The sequence below is a fragment of the Hydrotalea sandarakina genome (assembly GCF_003254115.1).
GTDB lineage: Bacteria > Bacteroidota > Bacteroidia > Chitinophagales > Chitinophagaceae > Hydrotalea > Hydrotalea sandarakina.
In genome coordinates this window covers 486,958-510,353 of record NZ_QKZV01000001.1, presented here as the reverse complement: position 1 = coordinate 510,353, position 23,396 = coordinate 486,958, and the positions used below count along the sequence as shown (strand labels likewise).

Genomic DNA, 23,396 nt, shown 5'->3' with positions numbered 1-23,396 from the left:
ATATGAAAAATTTTAAATTCTCAGTATTGCTAATTAGCATCAGTTTGCTAATGAATACTGCATGTAAGAAAGAACCTATACCATATTTGAATGGTCCTACATCACAACAAATAACAAGTGATCCTACCATTAGTGAATTGAATAATTTGGTTACCGGAACAGAATCGGGTATGCGCAATAATATTGCAATATATTTAGATGTTGTAAGTATGATTGGGCGTGAAGGCTACAGATTTTCCGGTTCTGAACCTCGATACACATCTGATTTGTTGGGTGCCGGTAATGCAGTGCTAGATAATAATACATTTTATCTTACTAATCCTTGGGGGTCAAGGTATAATACCATTCGTAACGCTTACATTCTAATTCAAGCTGCTACCAATTCAACTTATATAACAGATGCTCAGCGCAAAGCATATACCGGTTTTGCCAAAACAATTATTGCTTATCAACTTTTATTGAATTTGAATTTAACTTATGAAAATGGTATAAGGGTTGATGTGGCAGATTATAATAAATTGGGACCTATTGTTGGATTAAGTGATGCACTTACCGCCATTAGTAATTTATTGAATCAGGGGCAGGCAGACCTAACCGGTAGCGATGTTATATTTAATTTATCATCAGGCTTTTCCGGTTTTAATACTGCAAGTGGTTTAATTCAATTTAATCGGGCTTTGGCTGCAAGGGTAGATGTGTATCAACAAAACTGGACAGCTGCCTTAACAGACTTAAATGCCTCCTTCTTTAATTTAAATGGTAATTTTTATACTGGGGTGAATCATGTATTTTCAACAGCATCGGGCGATCAATTAAATCCTTTGTATTTGCCATTGAATAATACAGGTGAAAATCGTTTGGCACAGCCTTCATATGTAACAGATATGGAACCTGGCGATGACAGAATAAATAAAGTTGCTTTACGTAATACTCCCGCTACACAAAGTGGTTTAACCAGTAACTATGATGTGGCAATTTTCAAAACAAATACGGATCCGGTGTCCATTATTAGGAATGAAGAATTGATATTAATTTATGTAGAAGCAAAAATTCAAACCAATGCTTTAACTGATGCTCAAACTGCCATTAATATCATTCGCAATGGCCACAATTTGCCTAATTACAGTGGGCCTCTTACTCAATCAGCTTTGATTACTGAAATGCTGAAACAAAGAAGATTTTCTTTGTTTTATGAGGGGCATCGGTGGGTAGATGTGCGTAGGTATAATTTACTAAGTACTTTGCCTTTAGATAGACCTACCGATCATATTTGGAAACAATTCCCGCTACCCTTTTCGGAAAGTAACTAACACGTAAGGTACTTTTTTTAATTTAAGTGCGACTGTAATGCTTTTTGCAAAACAGTCGCATTTTTTTATTTGCCGAATTTCTTTTTTAAAACCGAAAGTGCATCTTCAACACTCATGTTACTTAAATCAGAGTCAGTTTTTTTATGAGATGGTTTTGTTTTTTTTACTGTTTCACCTGTTGCTGCTGCTTGTTTAATAGAAAGTGCAATGCGTTTTCTAACTACATCAACTTCCAGAACTTTAACTTTTACCTTTTCGTTTAATTTTAATACCTCTGAAGGGTCGGTTATATAACGATTGGCAATTTCGCTAATATGTACTAAACCATCCTGCTTTACACCAATGTCTACAAATGCACCAAAGCGTGTAATATTCGTAACAATTCCCGGTAAAATATCACCAGGCTTAACATCTTCTATACTGTATATACCTGCAAATTCAAATTGTTCAATTTCATTTCGAGGATCTAATCCGGGTTTTTTCAATTCATTCAAAATATCTTGAATGGTCAATGTTCCAATTGTTTCCGATACGTATTTTTCAGGTTTTACTTTATTTAATAAAGTTTCGTTGCCAATCAGTTGTTGCACATTGGTTTGTAAATCGTTGGCAATGGCTTCAGCAATATGGTATGCTTCGGGATGCACTGCACTGGCATCTAAAGGGTTATCCCCGTCTTTAATACGTAAAAAACCGGCACATTGCTCAAAGGTTTTTTGTCCTAAGCGGGGAACATTTAAAATTTGTTTTCTATTGGTAAACTTTCCTATACTATTTCTGTATTCAATAATTTGTGCGGCTAATGTAGGCCCGATTCCACTTACATAACTTAATAAATGTTTACTCGCAGTATTAATATTTACACCAACAGCATTCACACAATTAACTACTGTTTGATCTAATTTCTCTTTTAGGCGAAACTGATTTACATCGTGTTGATATTGACCAACACCAATACTTTTTGGGTCAATTTTTACTAATTCTGCCAATGGATCCATTAAACGTCTTCCAATACTAACGGAACCTCTTACTGTTACATCATAATCGCCAAATTCTTCTCTGGCAATTTCAGAAGCAGAATATACTGATGCACCGTCTTCATTTACTAAAAATACAGGCAATCCTGTATTTAATGATTTTATGAATTGCTCCGTTTCTCGCCCTGCGGTACCATCGCCAATAGCAAAAGCAGCTATTTTAAATTTGTCAATTAAATGTAAAATAACGGCACTGCTTTGCTGTAGTTTGTTGCTTTCATGAACATAAATTAAATCATGATGCAGTAATGCACCTGTTTCATCAAGACACACTACTTTACAACCGGTTCTGTATCCGGGGTCAATGGCTAAAATTCTTTTACTGCCTAATGGTGCACTTAATAATAATTGCTTTAAATTTTCTGCAAAAACTTGAATAGCTTCTTCATCAGCTTTTTGTTTTAATGCAGAACGCAATTCTGTTTCTAAGCTTGGTTGTAAAAGTCTTTTATATGCATCTTTAATGGCCTTTTTTACTTGTTCAACAGCAGCATTGCCATAATTGGTAATAAATTGTTCTTCAATAATTGCTATAGCCTCTTCTTCATTTGGTGCAATACTAATTTTTAAAAAACCTTCTAAAAACCCTCTTAAAATAGCCAAAATTCTATGAGAGGGAATGGTGGTTACCGACTCTTGAAAATCAAAGTAATCTTTAAACTTAATACCTTCTGTTTCCTTGCCTGTTAATACTTTACTTTGAAACAAAGCTTTTTGCTCAAACAAGTGCCGAAGTTTGGCACGTATGCCGGCATCTTCATTTATACTTTCTGCAATAATATCTCTTGCGCCTTGTAATGCACTGGCAGCATCAACTACAGATTCATTAATAAAATTTTGTGCTAAAGCTTCTACATCAATATTTTGTTGTTCTAAAATTTGAAGTGCCAAGGGTTCAAGACCATTTTCTTTTGCTGTTTGAGCTTTGGTTTTACGTTTTGGTTTGTATGGTAGGTAAATATCTTCCAATGTTGCAACGGTAGTGGCTTTGTTTAATTGCTCTTGCAGTGCTTCCGTCATTTTACCCTGCTCGGTTATACTTTTTTCAATGCTTGCTTTTAGTTGAAAAAATTGTTGCAAACGTTTATACTCATCTTGAATTTTTTCTATTTGCACCTCATCTAAACCTCCGGTTTTATCTTTTCTGTATCGGGCAATGAAGGGTATCGTTGCCCCTTCATTTAAAAGGGTAATAACGGAATTAATTTGGTTTATGCTTATTTGTACATTAGCAGCTACTAATGCATTGATATTTTCTGGTAACATACACAAAATATTTAATAAAATATTTGAATTCGGGCAGCGAATATAATTGCTGACAGTTAAAAAAAAATTTTTAAAATAGCATTAGATTATTTAATGCCTAATTGTTGAAGTAAATAACCTGTTCGGGATAATTGCGGATATATTGTTGAATAAGGTGTTTAATAACATCGTTTTCAGGGTAAGGTGTTAATGCGTTTTTAAGCATTTCAACTGTTAATGCAGTTTGTTCAGGTTCATTTTGCAATGTACCCATACCCGTAAACATGCCTTTTTCAATTAAAATATAATGTGAACCATCTTTTATGGAACATGTAATTGCTTGGGCTTCTAACGATTGGATGGCCTTCTTTACTCTTGCGTTGTATTCGAATGTATCAGGTAAAGGATAATCCGGTTCGTTTTTATCTAAAAAACATAAGTAAGGAATCAGTTCGAATTCATGAATTAGGTTCCACAAGCAATTATTCGCTTCGGTTATATAACTAAATGCTGCTAAGGGATTTAGTTGTTTCTTCCATTTGTCAATAGCCAGGCGTTCATAGCCTTTGTTATCGATGAAATGATATAAGCCAAACTTTTGTTCTTTAAATTTTTGGCTTTTATTATACTTCGGCCACCTTTTTTTTATTTCAATACTCTCCAATATTGCAGCAGTAAATTCGCTGCTGCAAACATTAAACTCAATGGCATAAACCTCTCGTAAAAAAGCTTGTTTTTGTGCGGTGGTTTTATTGTTAGCAAAATGTTGCGTTACCCTTTTTTTTAAATTTTTGGCTTTGCCAACGTATATAATTTTTTTTTGCTGGTTATAAAAATAATATACACCTGGTTTTTCCGGTATATTAATAAATTGTTCTTCAGGAATGTGAGGTGGTAAATAGGTAGCAATTGATCTGCCTTTCATCATTTTTTGTAAGTTACCGCTTTTATCGTTTTGTATTAACAGCTTGAATAATTCGGTAGTAGCTAAAGCATCGCCCGATGCCCGATGTTGCTGGCTATGATTAATTTGAAGGGTTTTACAAATACTTCCTAAACCATATTTGGGTAATCCGGGAAAAATTTTTCTCGATAAACGAATGGTGCACAGCTTTTGTGTATTTAATTCAATTCCACAGGCATTTAAATGTTGTTTTACAAAAGCATAATCAAAATTTACGTTGTGTGCTACGAAAATGCGATCTTTCAATAAATGATATATATGTGGCGCAACAGCCGAAAATAGGGGTGCGTTGGCTACCATTGCATTGGTTATGCCGGTAAGTGTTTGCACAAAGGGCTGAATGGGCATTTGCGGATTAATCAAAGTTTCGTAAACTCCTTCAATTTTTTTGCCATCAAATAACACAATAGCTATTTCAGTAATGCCACCATTGTGTGCATGCCCTCCGGTAGTTTCAATATCAACAATTGCAAACATGTGAGGGTGAAATTACAATTTTTTAAACTTCGCATCAAATTCCGTTCAATTACTAACAGATGGCCGTTGCAATTCCTTACTTTTGCAGCATTTCAATGTAACTAATTTATGTCTGAATTAAGTAAAAATTTTATTCCTACCGAAATTGAAAACAAATGGTATCAACATTGGTTGCAAAAAGGGTACTTTAACAGTGTACCCGATAAACGTGAGCCATATACCATAGTAATGCCTCCACCAAATGTTACAGGAGTGTTACATATGGGGCATTGTTTAAATAATACCATTCAGGATATTTTAATACGCAGAGCGCGAATGCAGGGCAAAAATGCCTGTTGGGTTCCGGGTACAGACCATGCTTCTATTGCCACAGAAGCAAAGGTGGTGGCCATGCTTCGGGAAAAAGGTATTGCTAAATCATCTTTATCTCGTGAAAAATTTTTAGAATACGCTTGGGAATGGAAAGAAAAATATGGAGGTATAATTTTAGAGCAACTAAAAAAACTGGGTTGCAGTGTTGATTGGAATAGAACCAGTTTTACAATGGACGATGATTATTATCAATCCGTAATACTAGTTTTTATTGATTTGTATAAAAAAGGGTATATCTATCGTGGTCAAAGAATGATACATTGGGATGTAAAAGCTAAAACTGCATTGAGTGATGAAGAAGTAATTAGAAAAGAAACACACCAAAAATTATACTACATCCGCTACGCTATTAATAATGGCGCAGCAACAAACGAATATATTACTATTGCAACAGTAAGGCCTGAAACTATTATGGGCGATGTTGCAATTTGCGTACATCCGAATGATGAGCGTTATAAGCATTTACACGGTAAAACAGTTTTTGTTCCTTTAATTCATAGAGAAATACCCATTATTACTGATGAGTATGTAGCAATGGATTTTGGAACCGGTGCTTTAAAAATTACCCCTGCACACGATGCTAACGACTATGCCTTGGGTATAAAACATAATTTACCTGTTATTGATATTTTGAATGATGATGGTACATTAAATGAACTAGCGCAAATAGGGGTGGGCTTAGATCGTTTTGAAGCCAGAAAATTATTAGTAGAAAAATTAACAGAAGCTAACCATATTGTAAAAGTTGAAGATTATACCAGTGAAGTTGGATATTCAGAAAGAACAGATGCTGTTGTTGAACCGCGTTTAAGTTTGCAATGGTGGGTAAAGATGAAAGAACTTGCTGTACCTGCATTGCAGGCAGTAATGGAGAATGATATTGCTTTCCATCCGGCAAAGTTTAAAAACTTATACAACCATTGGATGAGTAATATTAAGGATTGGTGTATTAGCCGGCAATTATGGTGGGGGCATCGCATTCCTGCATGGTATGATGCTTCGGGAAATTATGCTGTTGCAGCTACTGCTGAAGAGGCATTAATTGAATTGCAAAAAAATAATCCCCAATTAACCTTACAGCAAATTCATCAAGATGAAGATTGTTTAGATACCTGGTTTTCTTCTTGGTTATGGCCTTTTGAAGTTTTTAAGGGATTAAGCCAACCGAATAATGCTGACGTTCAATATTATTACCCAACCAATACATTGGTAACTGCGCCTGAAATCATTTTCTTTTGGGTAGCACGAATGATAATGGCCGGTTATGAATTTATGAATCAACTGCCATTTAAAAACGTATATTTTACGGGTATTGTACGTGATAAATTGGGGAGAAAGATGAGTAAAAGCCTGGGAAATTCACCCGATTTATTAGCATTAATTGATACTTATGGAGCCGATGCCGTTAGGTTTGGAATTATGATTGCTTCACCTGCTGGTAATGATATTTTGTTTGATGAAGCCAGTTTGGAACAAGGTAGAAATTTTAACAATAAAATTTGGAATGCCCTTAAACTAGTGAAGTTGTGGGAAGTAAGGATTACCGATAATGAAATAAATACCAACGATACCACATTTGCGCTGCAATGGTTTGAAAACAGATTAGCACAAGTGCAGCAAGAAGTGGAATATTTAATGCAACAGTTTAAACTCAGTGAGGCATTAAAAGTTATTTACTCTTTAATATGGGATGATTTTTGCAGTTGGTATTTAGAATGGGTTAAGCCCGGATTTGAACAGCCCATCTCTAAAAAAGTATACACAAAAACAGTTGAATATTTTGATGCATTATTACAATTGTTGCACCCTTACATGCCTTTTATTACTGAAGAAATTTATCATCAGTTAGCTAACAGAAATAGCGACCTGTGTGTAAAACTAATGTTACCCATCTTACAACACAATCAAAAAGTTTTGGAAGAGGGTGAATTGTTGAAGCAAGTAATAACTGCTATTCGCGAGGCAAGAGTAAAAAATAATATTAAGCCTAAAGATGCCATAGAACTATTTGTAGAAACAACCAACGCTCAAGTTTTTAGCAACATTCAATACCTTATCTCAAAGCAAGTAAATGCTTCTAGCTTTCAAATAGTAAATAATACTATTGCAAACAGCATTGTGGTAGCTGTTGAAACGCATAAACTATATATTGTATCAACTGTGGCTATTGATAATACTGCATTAAAAGAAAACTTGTTGAAAGACTTGGCTTATCAGAAGAATTTTTTGCAAAGTGTTGAGAAGAAATTGAATAATGAAAAATTCGTACAAAACGCTTCGCCTGCTGTAGTTGCAATGGAACAAAAGAAAAAAGCCGATGCCTTAGCCCGTATTCAAACAATTGAAGAATCGTTGAAATCATTACAGTAAATGCAACAAAGTAAAGCGGCATGAAAAAATTATTTTTTTTATTTCTGTTATTAGGAACACTGCATAGCAGTTATGCTCAAAATGTTGATATTGATTTGTTAACAAGGCTTAATCCTAATCAACCCAATAGCATTGTGTGGAGAGGGGCAACAAGTTCTGCTTATCCATTAAGTGTAGGCGTTCCTGCAGGAATTTGGTTTTATGCCACCTTAAAAAATAATCAATCTTTACGGCAGCAAGCCTATGCGGTTGGTGGAAGTGTAATCATATCTGCAGCTTTGGCCGAAGCAGTAAAATTATCAGTAAACCGTCCAAGGCCTTATACCACGTACCCACAGTTAGTGCATCCTTATGATGCAAGTGAAGCCGGGTATTCCATGCCTTCAGGCCATGTTTCTTTGGCATTTGCTAATGCAACGGCTTTGGCATTGACGTTTAAAAAATGGTATGTTACCGTTCCTGCCTTTGCCTGGGCTACTGCAGTTGGTTATTCAAGATTGTATTTGGGTGAACATTATCCCAGTGATGTATTAACAGCTGCTATTATTGGTGCAGGAAGTGCTTATGCCGGAAGATGGCTTACTCAAAAATATTTTCAACGTAAAAAAGAGCACAAAAATAAAGGTGGTTTATGAGTGTGAAAATTCAACAAGCTACAACTGCTGATGTACCGATTATTCAGCAAATAGCATATAAAACCTGGCCCAACACCTATGGTGCTATTTTAAGCGAGGCTCAAATTAATTATATGCTTCAATTAATGTATAATACAAGTGAGCTGGAGCATCAAATTCAAAATGGTTACCAATATTTATTAGCGGTTAATGAAGATAAAACAATTGGTTTTGCAGCTTTTAATGAAATCAGTCCTCAAACGTTTAAACTTCAAAAATTATATGTTTTACCCGAAGCGCAGGGTACAGGTTTAGGAAAGCTTTTATTGAATCATATCATTCAAGAAATACAATCAAAAGGAGCAGTTGCTTTAATATTGAATGTAAATCGTCACAACAATGCTTTGTCTTTTTATGCTAAAATGGGTTTTCAAATAATTAGAGAAGAAGATAATGACATAGGTAACGGTTATTTTATGAATGATTATGTAATGCAGCGCTCATTTTAATAAAATATTTGCTTGAATTAAGAAAGAAGCGTATGCGTTTGCTTTACAATACCCATTACAAAAACACTTTGCACATGCCCTATATTTTCTGCTTCACTTAATTGATTGACATGAAAATCATAGTAATCTTCCATGTTTTTAACAGCCACTTTTAACATAAAATCAAACTCGCCTGAAATACTATAACATTCTTTTACTTCAGGCATTGCCTGTATGGCCTTAATAAATTTCAATCCGGCATTTTTGTTGTGTTGCTTTAATGAAACATAACAAATTACCCATAAACCTTTATTAATTTTTGCGGCATTTAACAATGTAACATATTGTTGAATAACACCGGTTTGTTCTAATTTTTTTATGCGTTCGTGTACGGGTGATGTACTTAAATGAACTTTGTCTGCAATTTCTTTAATGGTTAATCGGGCATTGGTTTCCAAAAGTCGTAAAATTTCTAAATCTACCGCATCTAATCCATTGGGTATTTCATAATCGGTAGATTGTCCTTTTTGCTTCGGCATAGTCTTTAGTTTTTAGCAAATTTTACTAAATAACGGCTATATTTCTTAAATATTTCCTGAAATTATTGGTTTAATTCGGAAATTTATGCTTCCAGGTTATCTTTGCAATCCTAAATAAAAAATTATGTCATCTACTACTTACGCTATTGATTTTAAATTACCCTATAAAGTGGCCGATATTAGCTTGGCTGATTGGGGTCGTAAAGAAATAAAATTAGCCGAAGCTGAAATGCCCGGCTTAATGGCTTTACGTGCCGAATATGGTGCTTCTCAACCTTTAAAAGGTGCACGTATTGCCGGATGTTTACACATGACTATTCAGACTGCTGTTTTAATTGAAACATTGGTTGCTTTAGGTGCTGAAGTAAAATGGAGTTCATGTAACATTTTTTCAACCCAAGACCATGCTGCTGCTGCAATTGCTGCTGCCGGTATTGGTGTGTTTGCATGGAAAGGTCAAACTGTTGAAGAGGCCGAATGGTGTATAGAACAAACTTTATTTTTTGGTAGCGCAGACAGACCTTTAAATATGATTTTGGATGATGGGGGTGATTTAACCAATATGGTATTCGATAAATATCCTGAATTGGTTAAAAATGTTCGTGGGTTATCGGAAGAAACTACAACAGGGGTTCATCGCTTATATGAAAGAATGGAAAAAGGAACTTTGCCTATTCCCGCCATTAATGTAAACGATTCAGTTACCAAATCAAAGTTCGACAACAAGTATGGCTGTAAAGAAAGTTTAGTAGATGCCATTCGTCGTGCTACCGATGTTATGATGGCAGGAAAAGTAGCAGTAGTTGGAGGTTATGGTGATGTGGGTAAAGGCTCTGCCGCTTCATTACGTGGTGCAGGTTGCCGTGTTATTGTTACTGAAGTTGACCCAATATGTGCATTACAAGCTGCAATGGACGGATATGAAGTAAAACCCATGATTGAAGCTGTTGAAGAAGCTGATATTATTGTTACCGCATCAGGTTGTCGCGATTTAATTACGGAACCCCATTTCCGTAAAATGAAAGATAAAGCTATTGTATGTAATATTGGCCATTTTGATATTGAAATTGATATGGCATGGTTAAATGCTAACTATGGACATACTAAAAACACCATTAAACCTCAAGTTGATTTATATACCATTGACAATAAAGATGTGATTGTGTTAGCGGAAGGTCGTTTGGTGAATTTAGGTTGTGCTACTGGTCACCCTTCATTTGTAATGAGTGCTTCATTTACCAATCAAACTTTAGCACAAATTGAACTTTGGAATAATGCTGATAAATATGAAAACAAAGTTTATGTGCTTCCTAAAGTATTAGATGAAAAAGTTGCTCGTTTACATTTAAGTAAAATAGGTGTTCGTTTAGATACCTTAACCGATGTTCAGGCTAAATATTTGGGTATTTCCAAAGAAGGGCCATTTAAAGCAGAAATGTATCGTTATTAATCATAATGATAATTCGTTCAAAAAAGCCTGATGTTTTTTACATCGGGCTTTTTTTGTTCCAATATTAAATTTTGCTAATTAGTAAAATTAACGTGTGATTTATCCACTCATTTTCTAACTTGCAATGGCAAAATAAAATGTATGGCAGGATTATTAGATTTTATAGGTAATACACCTTTGATTGAATTGAAACATATTTCAAAAAATAAAAATGTCCAAATTTTTGCTAAGTTAGAAGGCACTAATCCGGGTGGAAGTGTAAAAGATCGTGCTGCATACGGTATGATAAAAGGGGCATTAGAACGTGGTGAACTTAAACCTGGTATGAAATTAATTGAAGCTACCAGCGGCAATACCGGTATTGCATTGGCAATGATTGCTCGTTTGTTTAATGTTGATATAGAACTGGTAATGCCTGAAGATGCTACCCGCGAAAGGGTATTGACCATGCAGGCATATGGTGCAAAGGTTACACTTACACCCAAAGCACAATCAATGGAAGGAGCAATTGATTATGCAAATGCAAGGGTTGCAGAAGGGGGATATTTAATGCTCAATCAATTTGCTAATCCAGATAATTATAAAATGCACTATGCAACTACCGGCCCCGAAATTTGGCGTGATACTGCGGGTAAAGTAACGCATTTTGTTTCATCAATGGGTACTACAGGTACCATTATGGGTGTATCACGATATTTAAAAGAACAAAATCCTTCAGTTCAAATCATTGGCTGTCAGCCCACGGAAGGTTCCAAAATTCCGGGTATTCGCAAATGGCAAGAAGCTTATTTACCCAAAATTTTTGATAGAAATAGAGTAGATGCTTTAATAGATGTTTCAGAGCAAAATGCACGTACAATGACCAAACGTTTAGCTCGTGAGGAAGCTGTTTTTGCCGGAATGAGCAGTGGCGGTGCTGTATATGCTGCCGAACAACTTTCCGCTCAATTAGATAAAGGATTAATTGTATGTATTATTTGCGACAGAGGTGACAGATATTTATCAAGCGATTTATTTGATTAAGTTAATTGAATTATTTACTTAACAAAATACTTGTTTAATAGCCCCATGTTTTCATAATGGCTAAATTTTCTTTTGCACAATCAAGTGGCGCTTTTCCTTGGTATGACTCTTGTTCAATAATGAACAAATGAGTGCCGCCTTTATCTTTTCCATAATCAATGGCTTCCTTCACCGGCACAACACCATTATTTAATAAGCTGCTTTCATAATGTTCATTTCCACCTGAAGAAAGAATTTCATTTTTAACATGCATAGAAGCAAACCTGCCCTGATATTTATTTAAAATAGGCATAACAGTAGCATTGCCATTATATAAGTTGCCAATGTCTAATTGTTGTGTAACTAAAGCGGGATCTGTATTTTGAAGAATAACATCATAAATGGTGGTGCCGGGTGTTATTTCTTTAAACTCAAAATCATGGTTATGATAACCATACTTTAAACCCCAGCGTTTGCATAGTTGCCCGCATTTATTAAATACTTCCATATAATTTTTTAGCTGATCTATATTTGTTCGCATGGAATCGTCTAACCAAGGGCTAATAACATATTGTTGCCCAACAATGGCAGCATCTTCAATGGTGTGTTTCCATTCTTTAGTAAAATCTTTTTTTGCAGCATCCCAATGTTCGGGTTTTAAAACTGTGTGGCCGCTGGGCATATTCATACCCAAATTGCTTAGTATTTTTTTAAAGGCTTTAGCAGAATAACCATAAAATTTCCTGTCAACATAATTGGCATGTTCTACCTGTGTATAGCCCATTGATGCTAATTGTTGCAAGGTTTGTAAAGGATTTGCCTTCATGTCATCACGTACTGAATAAAGTTGAATACCGGTTACAATTTTATTTGTATTCCCCAAAGCACTTACATATTTTGGTAATATCATTGTTCCTAATGCAGCCATTGAACTGCTTACTAAAAAATTTCTTCTGCTAATAGTCATAAGCCAAAGTTTTATTAAATACCGAATGTTCTAAAATTATGCCTTTTTTTTTAACTATCCACATATTAACTTTAGCAGTAGTTACAAATTGGAATGAAATATATTTACATGTTCTTATAAGTTGCTTAATAAATTAATACTTTTTTATTTATGAAATTAATGAAACACCTGCTAAATGGCTGCTTTATTACCGGCAGTTTATTATTGTTTTCTTGTAATAATGGGAAAAAGCCTGTTCAAAATTCCGATTCAACTGCCGGCAAAACAGTTGTTAATACACTGGTTCCTGGTACACCAATTAAATATGACAGTTCCAAAAGATATATTTTTTTAACATGGGATGATTCGCCACAACCGCCGGGTACACAAAATTGTGCGCAAACATTCCGTAATCAAGGTGTAAAGGCTACATTTTTTGCTGTTGCCGCACACTATGATATTGATCCTTTGCGCAAAAGAATTTTAGATAGTTTAAAGAAATCATATCCACAATTTTTAGTGGCCAATCATAGTTATACACATGCATTTCGCGATAATTATAATTTTTATTACACGCATGTTGATAGTGCAGTAAATGATATTTTGAAGGCACAACAGGATATGCAAATTCCTTTAAAAATTGTTCGCCTTCCCGGCAGAAATACATGGGCGGGAAATGGAGAATTTCGCGGGCCTAAAACAAGCGAAAAAGTAGCCAAAAAGTTAGATTCTTTAGGATATAAAATTATTGGATGGGATGTAGAATGGCAATTTGTTAAAGGTAATATTCCTAAGCAAAGTGCTACTGAGTTGGCTAAGGAAGTGAATAATAAATTCGATATTGGTTATACCAATCAACCCAATATGATGGTTATTTTGGCACATGACAGAATGTTTGCAAAACCGCAATATGTTGATTCACTTAATGCATTTATTCAATTATTAAAACAAGATCCTCGAAATGTTTTTGAAACCATTGACCACTATCCAATTGTTCAACAAAAATAAAATATATGAAAAAAGCTATTTTTTTGATGGGATTACTTTGTCTATCATTTATAGCCTTTCAGGCATGTGCACAAGACAAAAGTAAGCGTCCCAGTCCGCCCGCTTCAGCTTCCGTTACAACCCACAATGGCGTAACCATTACTATTGATTATAGTCAACCTGCCATTAAGGGACGAACCCTTGGTAAAGATATTGCTCCTTACGGACAAGTATGGCGCACCGGTGCTAATGAAGCAACTGTATTTCAAATTAATAAAGATGTTTCGATTGATGGTAAAACACTTAAGGCCGGTAAGTATAGCTTATACAGTATTCCAGGTAAAGATGAATGGACTTTTATTCTTAATAAAACCTGGAATCAATGGGGAACTGAGTATAATCAAAAAGATGATGTTATGCGTTTTACTGCTAAACCATTAAAGCATGCTTTTACGGAAAGAATGACTTTCACTATTGCACCCTCAGGTGAAGTTAGTTTATTATGGGGCGATGTAAGTGTAGGCTTCATGGTAAAATAATATTTTTTAAATACCTCATTTAACTCCGAAATATTATTTCGGAGTTTTTTTATTTGTTAAGCGTTTAAATTTTACTCATGTCTAAATTTTTCAAACTTTATTATTTGTCTTAACTTTCAAATGGTTATATTGCCTGGCTAAAAATCACCAAAATCTGTCAATGCGGCTTACTCAATATAATATAATAAGCCCCTTTATTCTATGTGTGTGCATTTGGTTATGTAGCTGTAATTTTTGTTTAGCACAAGAAAAAAAATCGCAGTTAGATACTACTTTACAATTTTTAACACCTCATAAAGGGCTTTTTGAAAAATTGGTAAAAAGTATTGTGAATAGCACACCGCCGCCTGAAGATACCGCCATTGTAACCATTAATAACATTACACCATTTGCTTTATACAATGGTGCAATTATACGAAGCATACATTTTGTTGATGTTCGATTTGGGGAATCCGTAAATGATACAGCCCTGAAAAAGAAAAATTTATTTGATGAAATAGGTAACTCTATCCATTTAAAAACAAGAAAATCATTCATAGCCCAAAATTTATTTTTTAAGAAAGGGCAACCCATGTCACCTTACTTGGTAGCCGACAATGAACGTTATTTACGCGATCAGCCCTATTTGCAGGATGCCCGAATTATTATTACCGGTAATTCACCCGATTATGACTCTGTTGATTTAACTGTTTTTTATAAAGATGTCTTCCCTATAAGTGGTTCCGGTGATGGTGGAAATGGACAAAGTATTTATGCCGAGGTTCAAGATGAAAACTTTTTAGGGAATGGACAAAGGGTTAAAATTGAAAATTTATATGATTTAACTCGTAGAACACGTTATGCTTTTGGTGCAGAGTATTTGCGAAGAAATATTGCCGGTACGTTTGCCAATTTTACAGTTGGTTATCAAGGCAATGCGCCCGCATTTAATAGCGGTAGAAGAGAAGAAACACAAGTTTATACTTCATTAGATTTACCGCTTGTTAGTCCTTATGCATTGTGGACAGGTTCATTAAATGCATCTTTACATTATACCACCAATCAGTATGTAAGCGATTCATTGTATAATCAAATGTTTAAGTATAGGTATGCTTCATATGACATGTGGGCAGGTTACAACGTTTCTGCAAGACGTTTATTACATGAAACAAATTCAAGAAAACCTAAAGATTTTGTTGCACTTCGATTGGTAAAAAACGATTTTTTGGAAATTCCGAATTTATATGAAACGCAATATAATTTTCAATATGCCAATTTAGTAAGTGTTTTAGGCGCATTTACCAGGTTTAAACAAGATTATTACAGAACCAATTTCATTTACGGTTTTGGTAGAAACGAAGATATTCCTGCCGGTTATAATCTATCGGCTTTGTTTGGTTGGACAAACAAGCAGGGTTATACACGCCCATATGCAGGGGTTGATTTGCAGAAATATGTAGTTACACCCAAGCAGGCATTTTTTAATTATGAACTAAAATTTGGTGGATATTTTAATAATGGAAGTTTTCAAGACATTAGTTTCTTAGCAAGCTTAGAGTCATTCTCACGCCTTCGCAGGTTGGGCAATAGCCGATGGTTGGTACGTCATTTTATTAATGGAAGTTTTACTCAGCAAATCAATACTTTTTTAAATGAACCGTTAAGGGTAAATAGCCAATTTGGTATTCCTTCATTCAACAATATAATTGGGTATAATGGTTCTAGTAGAGTAACTGGTAGTTGTGAATCGGTTTTTTATAATACTTGGAAGTTTTTTGGGTTTAGCTTTGCACCTTTTGCATTTGGAAATATTTCTTACTTAAAACCAATTGGCGAAGGATTTAGTTATGGTGATGTTTATACGGCTTGGGGTGGTGGAGTAAGAACAAGAAATGAAAACTTAGTTTTTGGAACAATAGAATTGAGGATTCAATATTTCCCAAGAACAACAATAGGAATGTCACCTTGGAATATTGGTGTTCAATCAAACTTACAATTTAAATACAATAGCCAATACATAAAAAAACCTGATTTTGTTACAGTAAATTAATCGTTATGATCATTGACTATCTTCATAATCTAAATCATTATAAGTTTTCAACACCATTGCTTAAAGCCTTCGAATTTTTACAAAATAATGATTTACAGAATTTATCTGAAGGGAAACATGAAATAGAAGGCTCAAAAATTTTTGCACTTATCAATAGTTATGAAACAGTTGAGCCTGAGAAAGAAAATATGGAATCGCACTTAATATACACTGATGTGCATTATGTGATAAAAGGTAATGAACAAATAGGGCATGGATTTCTTCAGGCAATGCCCAAGCAAAAACATATTGATATTAATAATGATTGCATTATTTATGATGCACAACCTTCATTTTATTCAACTTTAATGGAGGGAATGTTTGCTGTATTTTTTCCGCACGATGTACATATGCCCGGTATTTTTTTGCAGAAAAAATGTTTGGTGAAAAAAGTAGTTATTAAAGTTGCTTTATAAAAAAGCAACCAATTAATTGTTGAATTGTAATATTTGCAGTTAATTATTCAGCACTATGGTACAAGCCTATAATTTTTTAGCCAGCTGGCAACTATTCCCCGAAAAATGTAATTATGAATTTGGAATAGTTCCCAAAAGTGGCCATTATAAAATTGAATCAATAAATAATGGGAAAGCTTTGCAAATAAGCATGAACTGGATTACGCATGAAAATGATGCTTATTATGCACAATTTTCAGTAATTCCCGATGGAAGTAAACAACCATGTGACTACCAAGAATTAGCCGATACCATACAAGCCGAAATACCTGATGCGTCAAATTTTATTACACAGTTTTTTAAAAATGAAGAATTGGTATTAACTGTTCATCATACTATTTTACCTAATGGCTACTTGTTGCTGCAGAATAGCGGGGTTAAACCCAACGGTGATGCCTTTGTGAATAAAGAAGTTTATTACAAGCAAATGAGTGTGTTACCTTATGCATCTTCAGTAGGCAGTGTAGTGGTGAAGCCAACAAAGCAAGGTGTTATAAAACATAAAGCATTAACTGCAATGGAAGAACAAACCAATATGCAGTTGGAACAAATTAAACAACAAATTGAACTGTTGGCAAAGCAAGCACAAGAAATACGAAAGCGAAAAGAGCTTAGTTTAATGATATATGATGCCCAAATAAATTTTAAACCACAAATTGGACAAGTGTACCATTTGTATGAAAAGAAAGATGGAAACTATTTACTTTCATTGGTAGCTCCTAAAGAATGGGGAGCAGGTTTGGGACCTTTTAAACAATTTATAGCTTCTGTGCAATTGTTAGCGGACCACACATGGGTAGAGGTTGCATAATATATAAATAAAAAAAACTGTAACCAGCAAGTTACAGTTTTTAGTGACCCCGTCAGGATTCAAACCTGAAACCTTTTGATCCGTAGTCAAATGCTCTATTCAGTTGAGCTACGGGGCCAGTGTTTTATTAATTGGGTTGCAAATATAATAGGTTAATACTGAAAAGCAAAACGTAAAAACAAAAATTTATTCTTTATAAATTCCGGCTGCTGTTTTTTCAACCCATTTTTTAGGAAGGAGCCATGCAAAAAATGCCCCCAATTTGTTTACAAAACCTGTTATAACTTCTGTTTTTTCTGCATACATAGCTTTAATTGCAAGTTTTGCCACCTCATTTGCTGACATATTCAGTTTAGATGCGGCTTTTTGGGCTTTTTCACTCACCTGTGCCCTGTTTGGGAAATCAGTATCGGTTGCGCCGGGACAAACAGCAGTAACACTGATGTTTGTATTTTTTAGTTCATATTGCAAACCTCTGGAAAAACTTAATAAGAAAGCTTTTGTTGCAGCATACAAGGTTAAGCCCGGAACAGCTTGATAAGCAGCGGCACTTGCAACATTCAATATATAAGCTTTCGGTTGTTGTTTTAACAAGGGTAAAAGCAAATATGTTAATTGAACGGGTGCAAACATATTCAAACGCATCATGTCCTCATGCTGCATTAATGGATATTTTTCAAACGCACCGCTTAAACCATAACCGGCATTATTAATTAAACCTGCAATACTAAACTGATGATCCTTAATCCAATTATATACATCTTCAGCTGCATTTTCTTTAGCTAAATCGCATACCAGGTAGTGTACCTCAATTGCATATTTTTGCTTAAGTGTTTCCGCTAAATTGGCTAAAATTTCTTCACTTCTTGCTATAAGTATTAAATTCTTTTTTTCAGCAGCTAATATTTCAGCAATGGCTTTGCCAATTCCTTTGCTAGCACCTGTAACTAAAAAATAACCATGCATACGCATTGATGTTAAAGCATAATAACTTTTAACAACTTAGCCAATGTGATGTTTGTTAAGCATTACATTGAATTTGTTAATGATGAACTACTTTGGTAAATCTGTGGTAAAAGGGAGTTTTACTTTTTTCGTGTTTGGGTTTAAACTTGCCTGTAATAATGGGTACATACATTACTCTTCTTCGGCTTGCCTCACCTACCAAGGGTGATTGTTTAACCCTATGCCAGGTACGACCATCATGAACGGTTAAATCGCCGGCATAAATATCAAAACCAACTTCTCTTGGGTCATCACTGTAATCAACAAAATATTTCTTTCCAAACAAAAGTTGCAAAATATTTTGTTTATGTGTACCCGGGAGTACACGTAATCCGCCATTTTCAAATAAACAGGTATCTAAATGAATACCTACGTTGAGCATTGGCATAATTTTTTGGCCTAAAAACAAATCACGTGGGCTGTCGGTGTGCCATCCCATTTGCGTAAATGTGCTGTTAGGAGTATTGATGTAATTGTTAATAACTAAACCATCTTTTTCATTTTCGGCAATTCTTCCTTCATAGTTGCCCAATAATTTAATTAGTGCTTTTAAGCGTTTATCTTCTAATAATTCATGTAAAGGTTTACTAAATAAAGAAGTAAAACAAAGCCGTTGAATGGTTTTGTTATTATGCTCATCTTTACCGAATTTTAAAGGAATACCATTTATTTTTTCTTTTCCTTCGGCAAGCCAGGCATACTCAAGCTTTTTTAATTCATCTAAATAAAGGGATACTTTTTCGGGAGTTAAAAAATTACGAAACACGATGATGCCGTGTTTGTCAAAAAAATCCATTTGCTCCGCAGTTATAGTATCACCTAATTCAAAGTTACTATTCCATTTGTTCATTCGAGGGTTATTTATCAAAGTAACTGCAATGTTAATTAATTATTATAAAATTGTGACCATTGTGTGAACTAAAAATAAATTAATTCTTCCAAAATTGTAGGCTTTTCTTTTAATTATGTATTTGCGCTTATATTTACTGCTTATTTATGCTCAAAAAGTCATTACTGATCCTTCTACTAAATTGTTTGATATGCCATTTTTTATTTGCGCAGGAGAGTAAAAAGGACAGTCTTTTTTCAAAAAGGATACTTTATTTTCCTGTTATAGCAAAATCCATTGAAACTAGCTGGTCATTTGGTTTGGCCGGTTCTGCTACCTTTCATTTGTCAAAATCGGATACTATTTCTCGTACTTCGAATTTACAATCAATCTTATTGTATTCATTAAAACAACAATTTGTAGCGGCTGTTAATGGTGCTGAATATTTTAAAAACGAAAAGTATATCCTTAATGAACAAATTTCTTTCAGTTCCTTTCCTGATAAATTTTGGGGTTTAGGGAATAATTCACCTGACTCGTCAGTTGAGAATTATAGTTTTCATCAGTACTATGTGAATTTGCATTTGCTTAAGCATTTAGGACATCATTTCTTTGGTGGCGTATTATACGAAATGCAACATGTTTACAATATTCAATATATACCCGGAGGCTTATTTGATAAAGAAAATATTGCCGGTAGAAATGGATATACGGTAAGTGGTTTAGGCATGAGCTTTACCTACGATAACAGAAATGATGCTTTTGCACCTAATAAAGGCATGTTTGCACAAGCTTATTTCAATCATTTTGATAATTTAATAGGTTCCTCATTTAATTATACAAATGTTGTAGTGGATATAAGAAAATACATACAAACATTTCCAAAGCAGGTATTTGCATTTCAGTTATACAGCTTTTCAAATATTGGTGATGCTGTTCCTTTACGAAGTTTGGCTTCTTTAGGTGGGGCTAATAGTATGCGAGGTTATTATAGTGGTCGTTATCGCGATAAACAGTCTTTTGTTTTTCAATCTGAATATCGGTTTTCATTATATAAAAGGTTGGGTATGGTAATATTTGGCAGTACCGGTGAAGTTGGAAAAAGTGTTAGTGATTTTAATTTGAGCGGTTTAAAATATGCTTATGGTGGTGGTTTGCGTATTCAACTAACCAAAAGTGAAAAATTAAACTTGCGTTTAGATTATGGTATTGGACAGGGAAATAATCAGGGATTTTATTTGCAACTAGGCGAAGCCTTTTAAACTAATCAGCGTAATTGTTTTGAAATGTGGGTGAAACCCAATATTGAGCTAATTTATAAACCAAAAAAGCAAAAAAAGGCGCCATAACAACATCAATTGTATAATGAACGTGCTGTATTAATACCATTACACCAATTAACATGGTTGATAATAAGGCCAAATTTTTTAATTTGTTTTTTTTCAATACCAGGAAAATTAGAAATTGGGTGGAAGTATGGCCGGAATAAAACAAGTCTTTTGTAATAAAACCAGATCCATAAAAATAGTTACTAATAGGGTCGGTTAACGGAATAAGATTATCAGGTGGATTTAAAGGGATTAGACTAATGGTAATTATTCTTGATATATTTAAGAAAATGTAAGCCCATAAAAAAAGTAAGAAAATTTCAGGATCGCGAATTGCTTCAATAATTAGTATTAAAACCATTACCCAAATAACGAAAAATATTGGCAACGATAAGTTTACTGAAGGTAAATCGTTTAATATTCTATCGGGTAATACAAAGCCGTCTCTACTTTCAATAAATTGAAAAAAATAGGGGAAAATAATTAAAATGCCTGTCAACACCGCAACGCCTATTAATAATTTAGCTTTAAAGGTGGGTTGTTGCCAGGCATTTTTCCATATTAGGGGTAAAGCATTATTTTCTGTATTCACCCCTGCAAGATAAGTTTTTATTTTAATAATGCATTCTTACAAAGGCTTCCATAGCAGCATATTGTGTTAGTCCTAAACTTGCGTATAAATGTGCTGTGGTTGCATTACGGTCTTCTGCTCTTTGCCAAAATTCGCGACTGTCTGAGCCTTGAAAAGGAACCATATCTTTTTGTGATTGGTGTATGAAAATTCCATATCTTTTTTTCATTACTTGGTCGGGGCTCATAGGAATAGCCATTTCAATTTCGGTAATATCCCACTCTTGCCATGCACCTTTATACAACCATAACCAACAATCTTCAATCCATTTTTCACCGGAAGCTTTAATGCGTTTTAGACTTTCTAAAACAATATCTAAGCATACTTTATGAGTTCCATGTGGGTCTGCTAAATCGCCGGCGCAATATACCTGATGTGGTTTCAGCTTTTGTAATAAGTCGATTGTAATCTCAATATCCTTTTCGGAGTATGGATTTTTTTCGATGGTACCGGTTTCATAAAAAGGCAAGTTCATGAAATGCGCATTACTGTCGCCAATGCCTACATAACGACAAGTGGCTCTGGCTTCACAGCGCCTTATTAATCCTTTTATTGCACGAATTTCTTGTGTATCTATTTCATTTTTTTTCTTGGTAGCTAAAAAGCGTTTGGCTTCACTCAAAATGGCTTCTGTTTTTTTCTTGTCAATGCCGAATAAGTCTTCAAAACCCACTGCGAAATCTAAAAATCTGGTAACAAATTCATCCGTTACGGCTATGTTACCACTTGCCTGATAACCTACATGTACATCGTGTCCTTGATCGTGTAAACGCATAAAGGTTCCGCCCATGCTTATAATATCATCATCGGGGTGAGGAGAAAAAATTAAGCAGGTTTTGGGGTAAGGGGTGCTTCTTTCCGGATGTCCCGGAATATGAACATTGGGTTTTCCGCCGGGCCAACCGGTAATGCTATCGCGAAGCATATAATAAACTTGTAAGTTAATGTCGTAAGCATCACCTTTTTCAACCAATAAATCGCTTAATCCATTTTCATTGTAATCATGCGTTGTTAAGCTTAATACAGGCTTATTTAATTTAAGTGCCATATTAACAACTGCCCGTTTAATTACTTTAGGTGTCCATTCAACTTCACCCGTTAACCAAGGCGATTTAATGCGGGTTAATTCAGCTGCTGCATTGTGGTCAAGAACAAAAGTGCAATTGTTGTGCTGTTGTAATATACTGGCAGGTATTTGTTCGGTAACCTGTCCTTCCACACTTTTTGCAACGATACTGGCTTTAGAACCCCATGCCATTAAAATAATTTTTTTGGCTTTTAAAATGGTACTTATACCCATTGTAATGGCCATTCTGGGAACTTCGGAAATATTTTGAAATTCGTAAGCATTGTTGATGCGTGTTGTATTATCTAAAGAAACCAATCTTGTTTTTGAGTAAATGCTTGAACCGGGCTCATTAAAACCAATATGTCCATTGGACCCAATGCCTAAAATTTGTAAATCAATTCCTCCGGCATTTTCAATTAATTGTTCATAAGTTTCACAAGCTTTTCTGGCTTCTTCTTTTGATAATTCACCGTTGGGTAAATGAATGTTTTCCTTTGGAATATCTACATGATCAAATAAATGACGATGCATATAACTCCAATAACTTTGGAAAGCATCTCTTTCAATAGGATAGTATTCATCTAAATTAAATGTAATAACATTTTTAAAGCTTAACCCTTCCGTTTTATGTAAGTTAACCAAATGCGCATAAAGGCGAATAGGAGTGGCACCGGTAGCTAATCCTAAAACACAAGGTAAATTTTTAGCTTGTTTTTCTTTAATTAATGAAGCAATTTCCCTGGCAACAAATAATGAACCGTCTTCTGTGCTGTCGAATATTTGAACGGGAATTTTTTCAAAACTGTCAATTAAATCAACATTGAATTTGTGTGGTTTGGTAGTTGTGGACATAAAATATG

The 23,396-nt window shown here is 34.6% G+C and carries 20 protein-coding genes and 1 tRNA gene; 12 read left to right on the top strand and 9 right to left on the bottom strand.

Going from position 1 to position 23,396, the window contains the following annotated elements:
* Window positions 1–2 precede the first annotated feature (2 nt).
* Complete coding sequence (locus LX80_RS02260; protein WP_111293396.1) at window positions 3–1,310, top strand: RagB/SusD family nutrient uptake outer membrane protein; 1,308 nt, start codon at window positions 3–5, stop codon at window positions 1,308–1,310.
* A 65-nt stretch (window positions 1,311–1,375) separates the two neighbouring features.
* Here LX80_RS02260 and LX80_RS02255 read toward each other — a convergent pair whose 3' ends face one another.
* Both LX80_RS02255 and LX80_RS02250 read right to left on the bottom strand, forming a co-directional pair.
* Window positions 1,376–3,613 carry a Tex family protein gene (locus LX80_RS02255; protein ID WP_111293395.1) on the bottom strand — a complete coding sequence of 746 codons (2,238 nt, stop codon included), beginning with the start codon at window positions 3,611–3,613 and terminating at the stop codon, window positions 1,376–1,378.
* A gap of 97 nt (window positions 3,614–3,710) precedes the next feature.
* Complete coding sequence (locus LX80_RS02250) at window positions 3,711–5,033, bottom strand: exonuclease domain-containing protein (RefSeq protein ID WP_111293394.1); 1,323 nt, start codon at window positions 5,031–5,033, stop codon at window positions 3,711–3,713.
* Between the two features lie 108 nt (window positions 5,034–5,141).
* Here LX80_RS02250 and LX80_RS02245 point away from each other — a divergent pair, with 108 nt between their 5' ends.
* The 3 genes from LX80_RS02245 to LX80_RS02235 are packed head-to-tail and all read left to right on the top strand — an operon-like array spanning window position 5,142 to window position 8,898.
* Window positions 5,142–7,775 carry a valine--tRNA ligase gene (locus tag LX80_RS02245; protein WP_111293393.1) on the top strand — a complete coding sequence of 878 codons (2,634 nt, stop codon included), beginning with the start codon at window positions 5,142–5,144 and terminating at the stop codon, window positions 7,773–7,775.
* Between the two features lie 20 nt (window positions 7,776–7,795).
* Entirely contained in the window at window positions 7,796–8,410 is a 615-nt protein-coding gene (locus LX80_RS02240) for a phosphatase PAP2 family protein (RefSeq protein ID WP_111293392.1), read from the top strand.
* Complete coding sequence (locus LX80_RS02235; RefSeq protein ID WP_111293391.1) at window positions 8,407–8,898, top strand: GNAT family N-acetyltransferase; 492 nt, start codon at window positions 8,407–8,409, stop codon at window positions 8,896–8,898. The genes LX80_RS02240 and LX80_RS02235 overlap by 4 nt, the downstream gene beginning before the upstream one ends.
* 17 nt (window positions 8,899–8,915) lie before the next feature.
* On the opposite strand, the gene LX80_RS02230 is transcribed toward LX80_RS02235, so the two are convergent.
* Entirely contained in the window at window positions 8,916–9,416 is a 501-nt protein-coding gene (locus tag LX80_RS02230) for an Lrp/AsnC family transcriptional regulator (RefSeq protein WP_111293390.1), read from the bottom strand.
* Between the two features lie 124 nt (window positions 9,417–9,540).
* Between LX80_RS02230 and ahcY the strand changes: the two genes are divergently transcribed.
* Both ahcY and cysM read left to right on the top strand, forming a co-directional pair.
* Window positions 9,541–10,866: an adenosylhomocysteinase gene (gene ahcY / locus LX80_RS02225; RefSeq protein ID WP_111293389.1), complete on the top strand. Its 1,326-nt coding sequence runs from the start codon at window positions 9,541–9,543 to the stop codon at window positions 10,864–10,866.
* Between the two features lie 141 nt (window positions 10,867–11,007).
* Entirely contained in the window at window positions 11,008–11,889 is an 882-nt protein-coding gene (gene cysM, locus LX80_RS02220) for a cysteine synthase CysM (protein WP_111293388.1), read from the top strand.
* Window positions 11,890–11,923: 34 nt separating this feature from the next.
* Here cysM and LX80_RS02215 read toward each other — a convergent pair whose 3' ends face one another.
* Window positions 11,924–12,835 (bottom strand): sugar phosphate isomerase/epimerase family protein, encoded by a 912-nt coding sequence (locus LX80_RS02215; RefSeq protein ID WP_111293387.1) that lies wholly within the window; start codon window positions 12,833–12,835, stop codon window positions 11,924–11,926.
* Window positions 12,836–12,985: 150 nt separating this feature from the next.
* Between LX80_RS02215 and LX80_RS02210 the strand changes: the two genes are divergently transcribed.
* The 5 genes from LX80_RS02210 to LX80_RS14565 all read left to right on the top strand — a co-directional run bounded on the left by LX80_RS02210 (window position 12,986) and on the right by LX80_RS14565 (window position 17,674).
* Window positions 12,986–13,822: a polysaccharide deacetylase family protein gene (locus tag LX80_RS02210; RefSeq protein WP_111293386.1), complete on the top strand. Its 837-nt coding sequence runs from the start codon at window positions 12,986–12,988 to the stop codon at window positions 13,820–13,822.
* 5 nt (window positions 13,823–13,827) lie between these two features.
* Complete coding sequence (locus tag LX80_RS02205; RefSeq protein WP_111293385.1) at window positions 13,828–14,340, top strand: DUF2911 domain-containing protein; 513 nt, start codon at window positions 13,828–13,830, stop codon at window positions 14,338–14,340.
* A 160-nt stretch (window positions 14,341–14,500) separates the two neighbouring features.
* A complete protein-coding gene (locus LX80_RS02200) occupies window positions 14,501–16,369 on the top strand; it encodes a BamA/TamA family outer membrane protein (RefSeq protein WP_111293384.1) in 1,869 nt (622 codons plus the stop codon).
* Between the two features lie 5 nt (window positions 16,370–16,374).
* On the top strand, window positions 16,375–16,824 hold the full coding sequence (locus tag LX80_RS02195) for a YhcH/YjgK/YiaL family protein (RefSeq protein WP_111293383.1): 450 nt from the start codon (window positions 16,375–16,377) through the stop codon (window positions 16,822–16,824).
* Between the two features lie 55 nt (window positions 16,825–16,879).
* Window positions 16,880–17,674, top strand: a complete 795-nt coding sequence (locus LX80_RS14565; RefSeq protein ID WP_211307675.1) for a DUF2452 domain-containing protein — start codon at window positions 16,880–16,882, stop codon at window positions 17,672–17,674.
* A gap of 44 nt (window positions 17,675–17,718) precedes the next feature.
* On the opposite strand, the gene LX80_RS02185 is transcribed toward LX80_RS14565, so the two are convergent.
* From LX80_RS02185 to LX80_RS02175, 3 genes are all read right to left on the bottom strand, one after another.
* Window positions 17,719–17,792: transfer RNA gene (locus LX80_RS02185), tRNA-Arg, on the bottom strand.
* Window positions 17,793–17,860: 68 nt separating this feature from the next.
* Window positions 17,861–18,640 carry an SDR family NAD(P)-dependent oxidoreductase gene (locus LX80_RS02180; protein WP_111293551.1) on the bottom strand — a complete coding sequence of 260 codons (780 nt, stop codon included), beginning with the start codon at window positions 18,638–18,640 and terminating at the stop codon, window positions 17,861–17,863.
* 76 nt (window positions 18,641–18,716) lie between these two features.
* Window positions 18,717–19,529 carry a phytanoyl-CoA dioxygenase family protein gene (locus LX80_RS02175; RefSeq protein ID WP_111293382.1) on the bottom strand — a complete coding sequence of 271 codons (813 nt, stop codon included), beginning with the start codon at window positions 19,527–19,529 and terminating at the stop codon, window positions 18,717–18,719.
* A gap of 323 nt (window positions 19,530–19,852) precedes the next feature.
* Between LX80_RS02175 and LX80_RS02170 the strand changes: the two genes are divergently transcribed.
* Window positions 19,853–20,770 carry a BamA/TamA family outer membrane protein gene (locus tag LX80_RS02170; RefSeq protein WP_211307674.1) on the top strand — a complete coding sequence of 306 codons (918 nt, stop codon included), beginning with the start codon at window positions 19,853–19,855 and terminating at the stop codon, window positions 20,768–20,770.
* A gap of 1 nt (window position 20,771) precedes the next feature.
* On the opposite strand, the gene LX80_RS02165 is transcribed toward LX80_RS02170, so the two are convergent.
* Both LX80_RS02165 and nagB read right to left on the bottom strand, forming a co-directional pair.
* On the bottom strand, window positions 20,772–21,428 hold the full coding sequence (locus LX80_RS02165; RefSeq protein WP_111293380.1) for a phosphatase PAP2-related protein: 657 nt from the start codon (window positions 21,426–21,428) through the stop codon (window positions 20,772–20,774).
* Window positions 21,429–21,450: 22 nt separating this feature from the next.
* Window positions 21,451–23,388: a glucosamine-6-phosphate deaminase gene (gene nagB, locus LX80_RS02160; protein ID WP_111293379.1), complete on the bottom strand. Its 1,938-nt coding sequence runs from the start codon at window positions 23,386–23,388 to the stop codon at window positions 21,451–21,453.
* Window positions 23,389–23,396 lie beyond the last annotated feature (8 nt).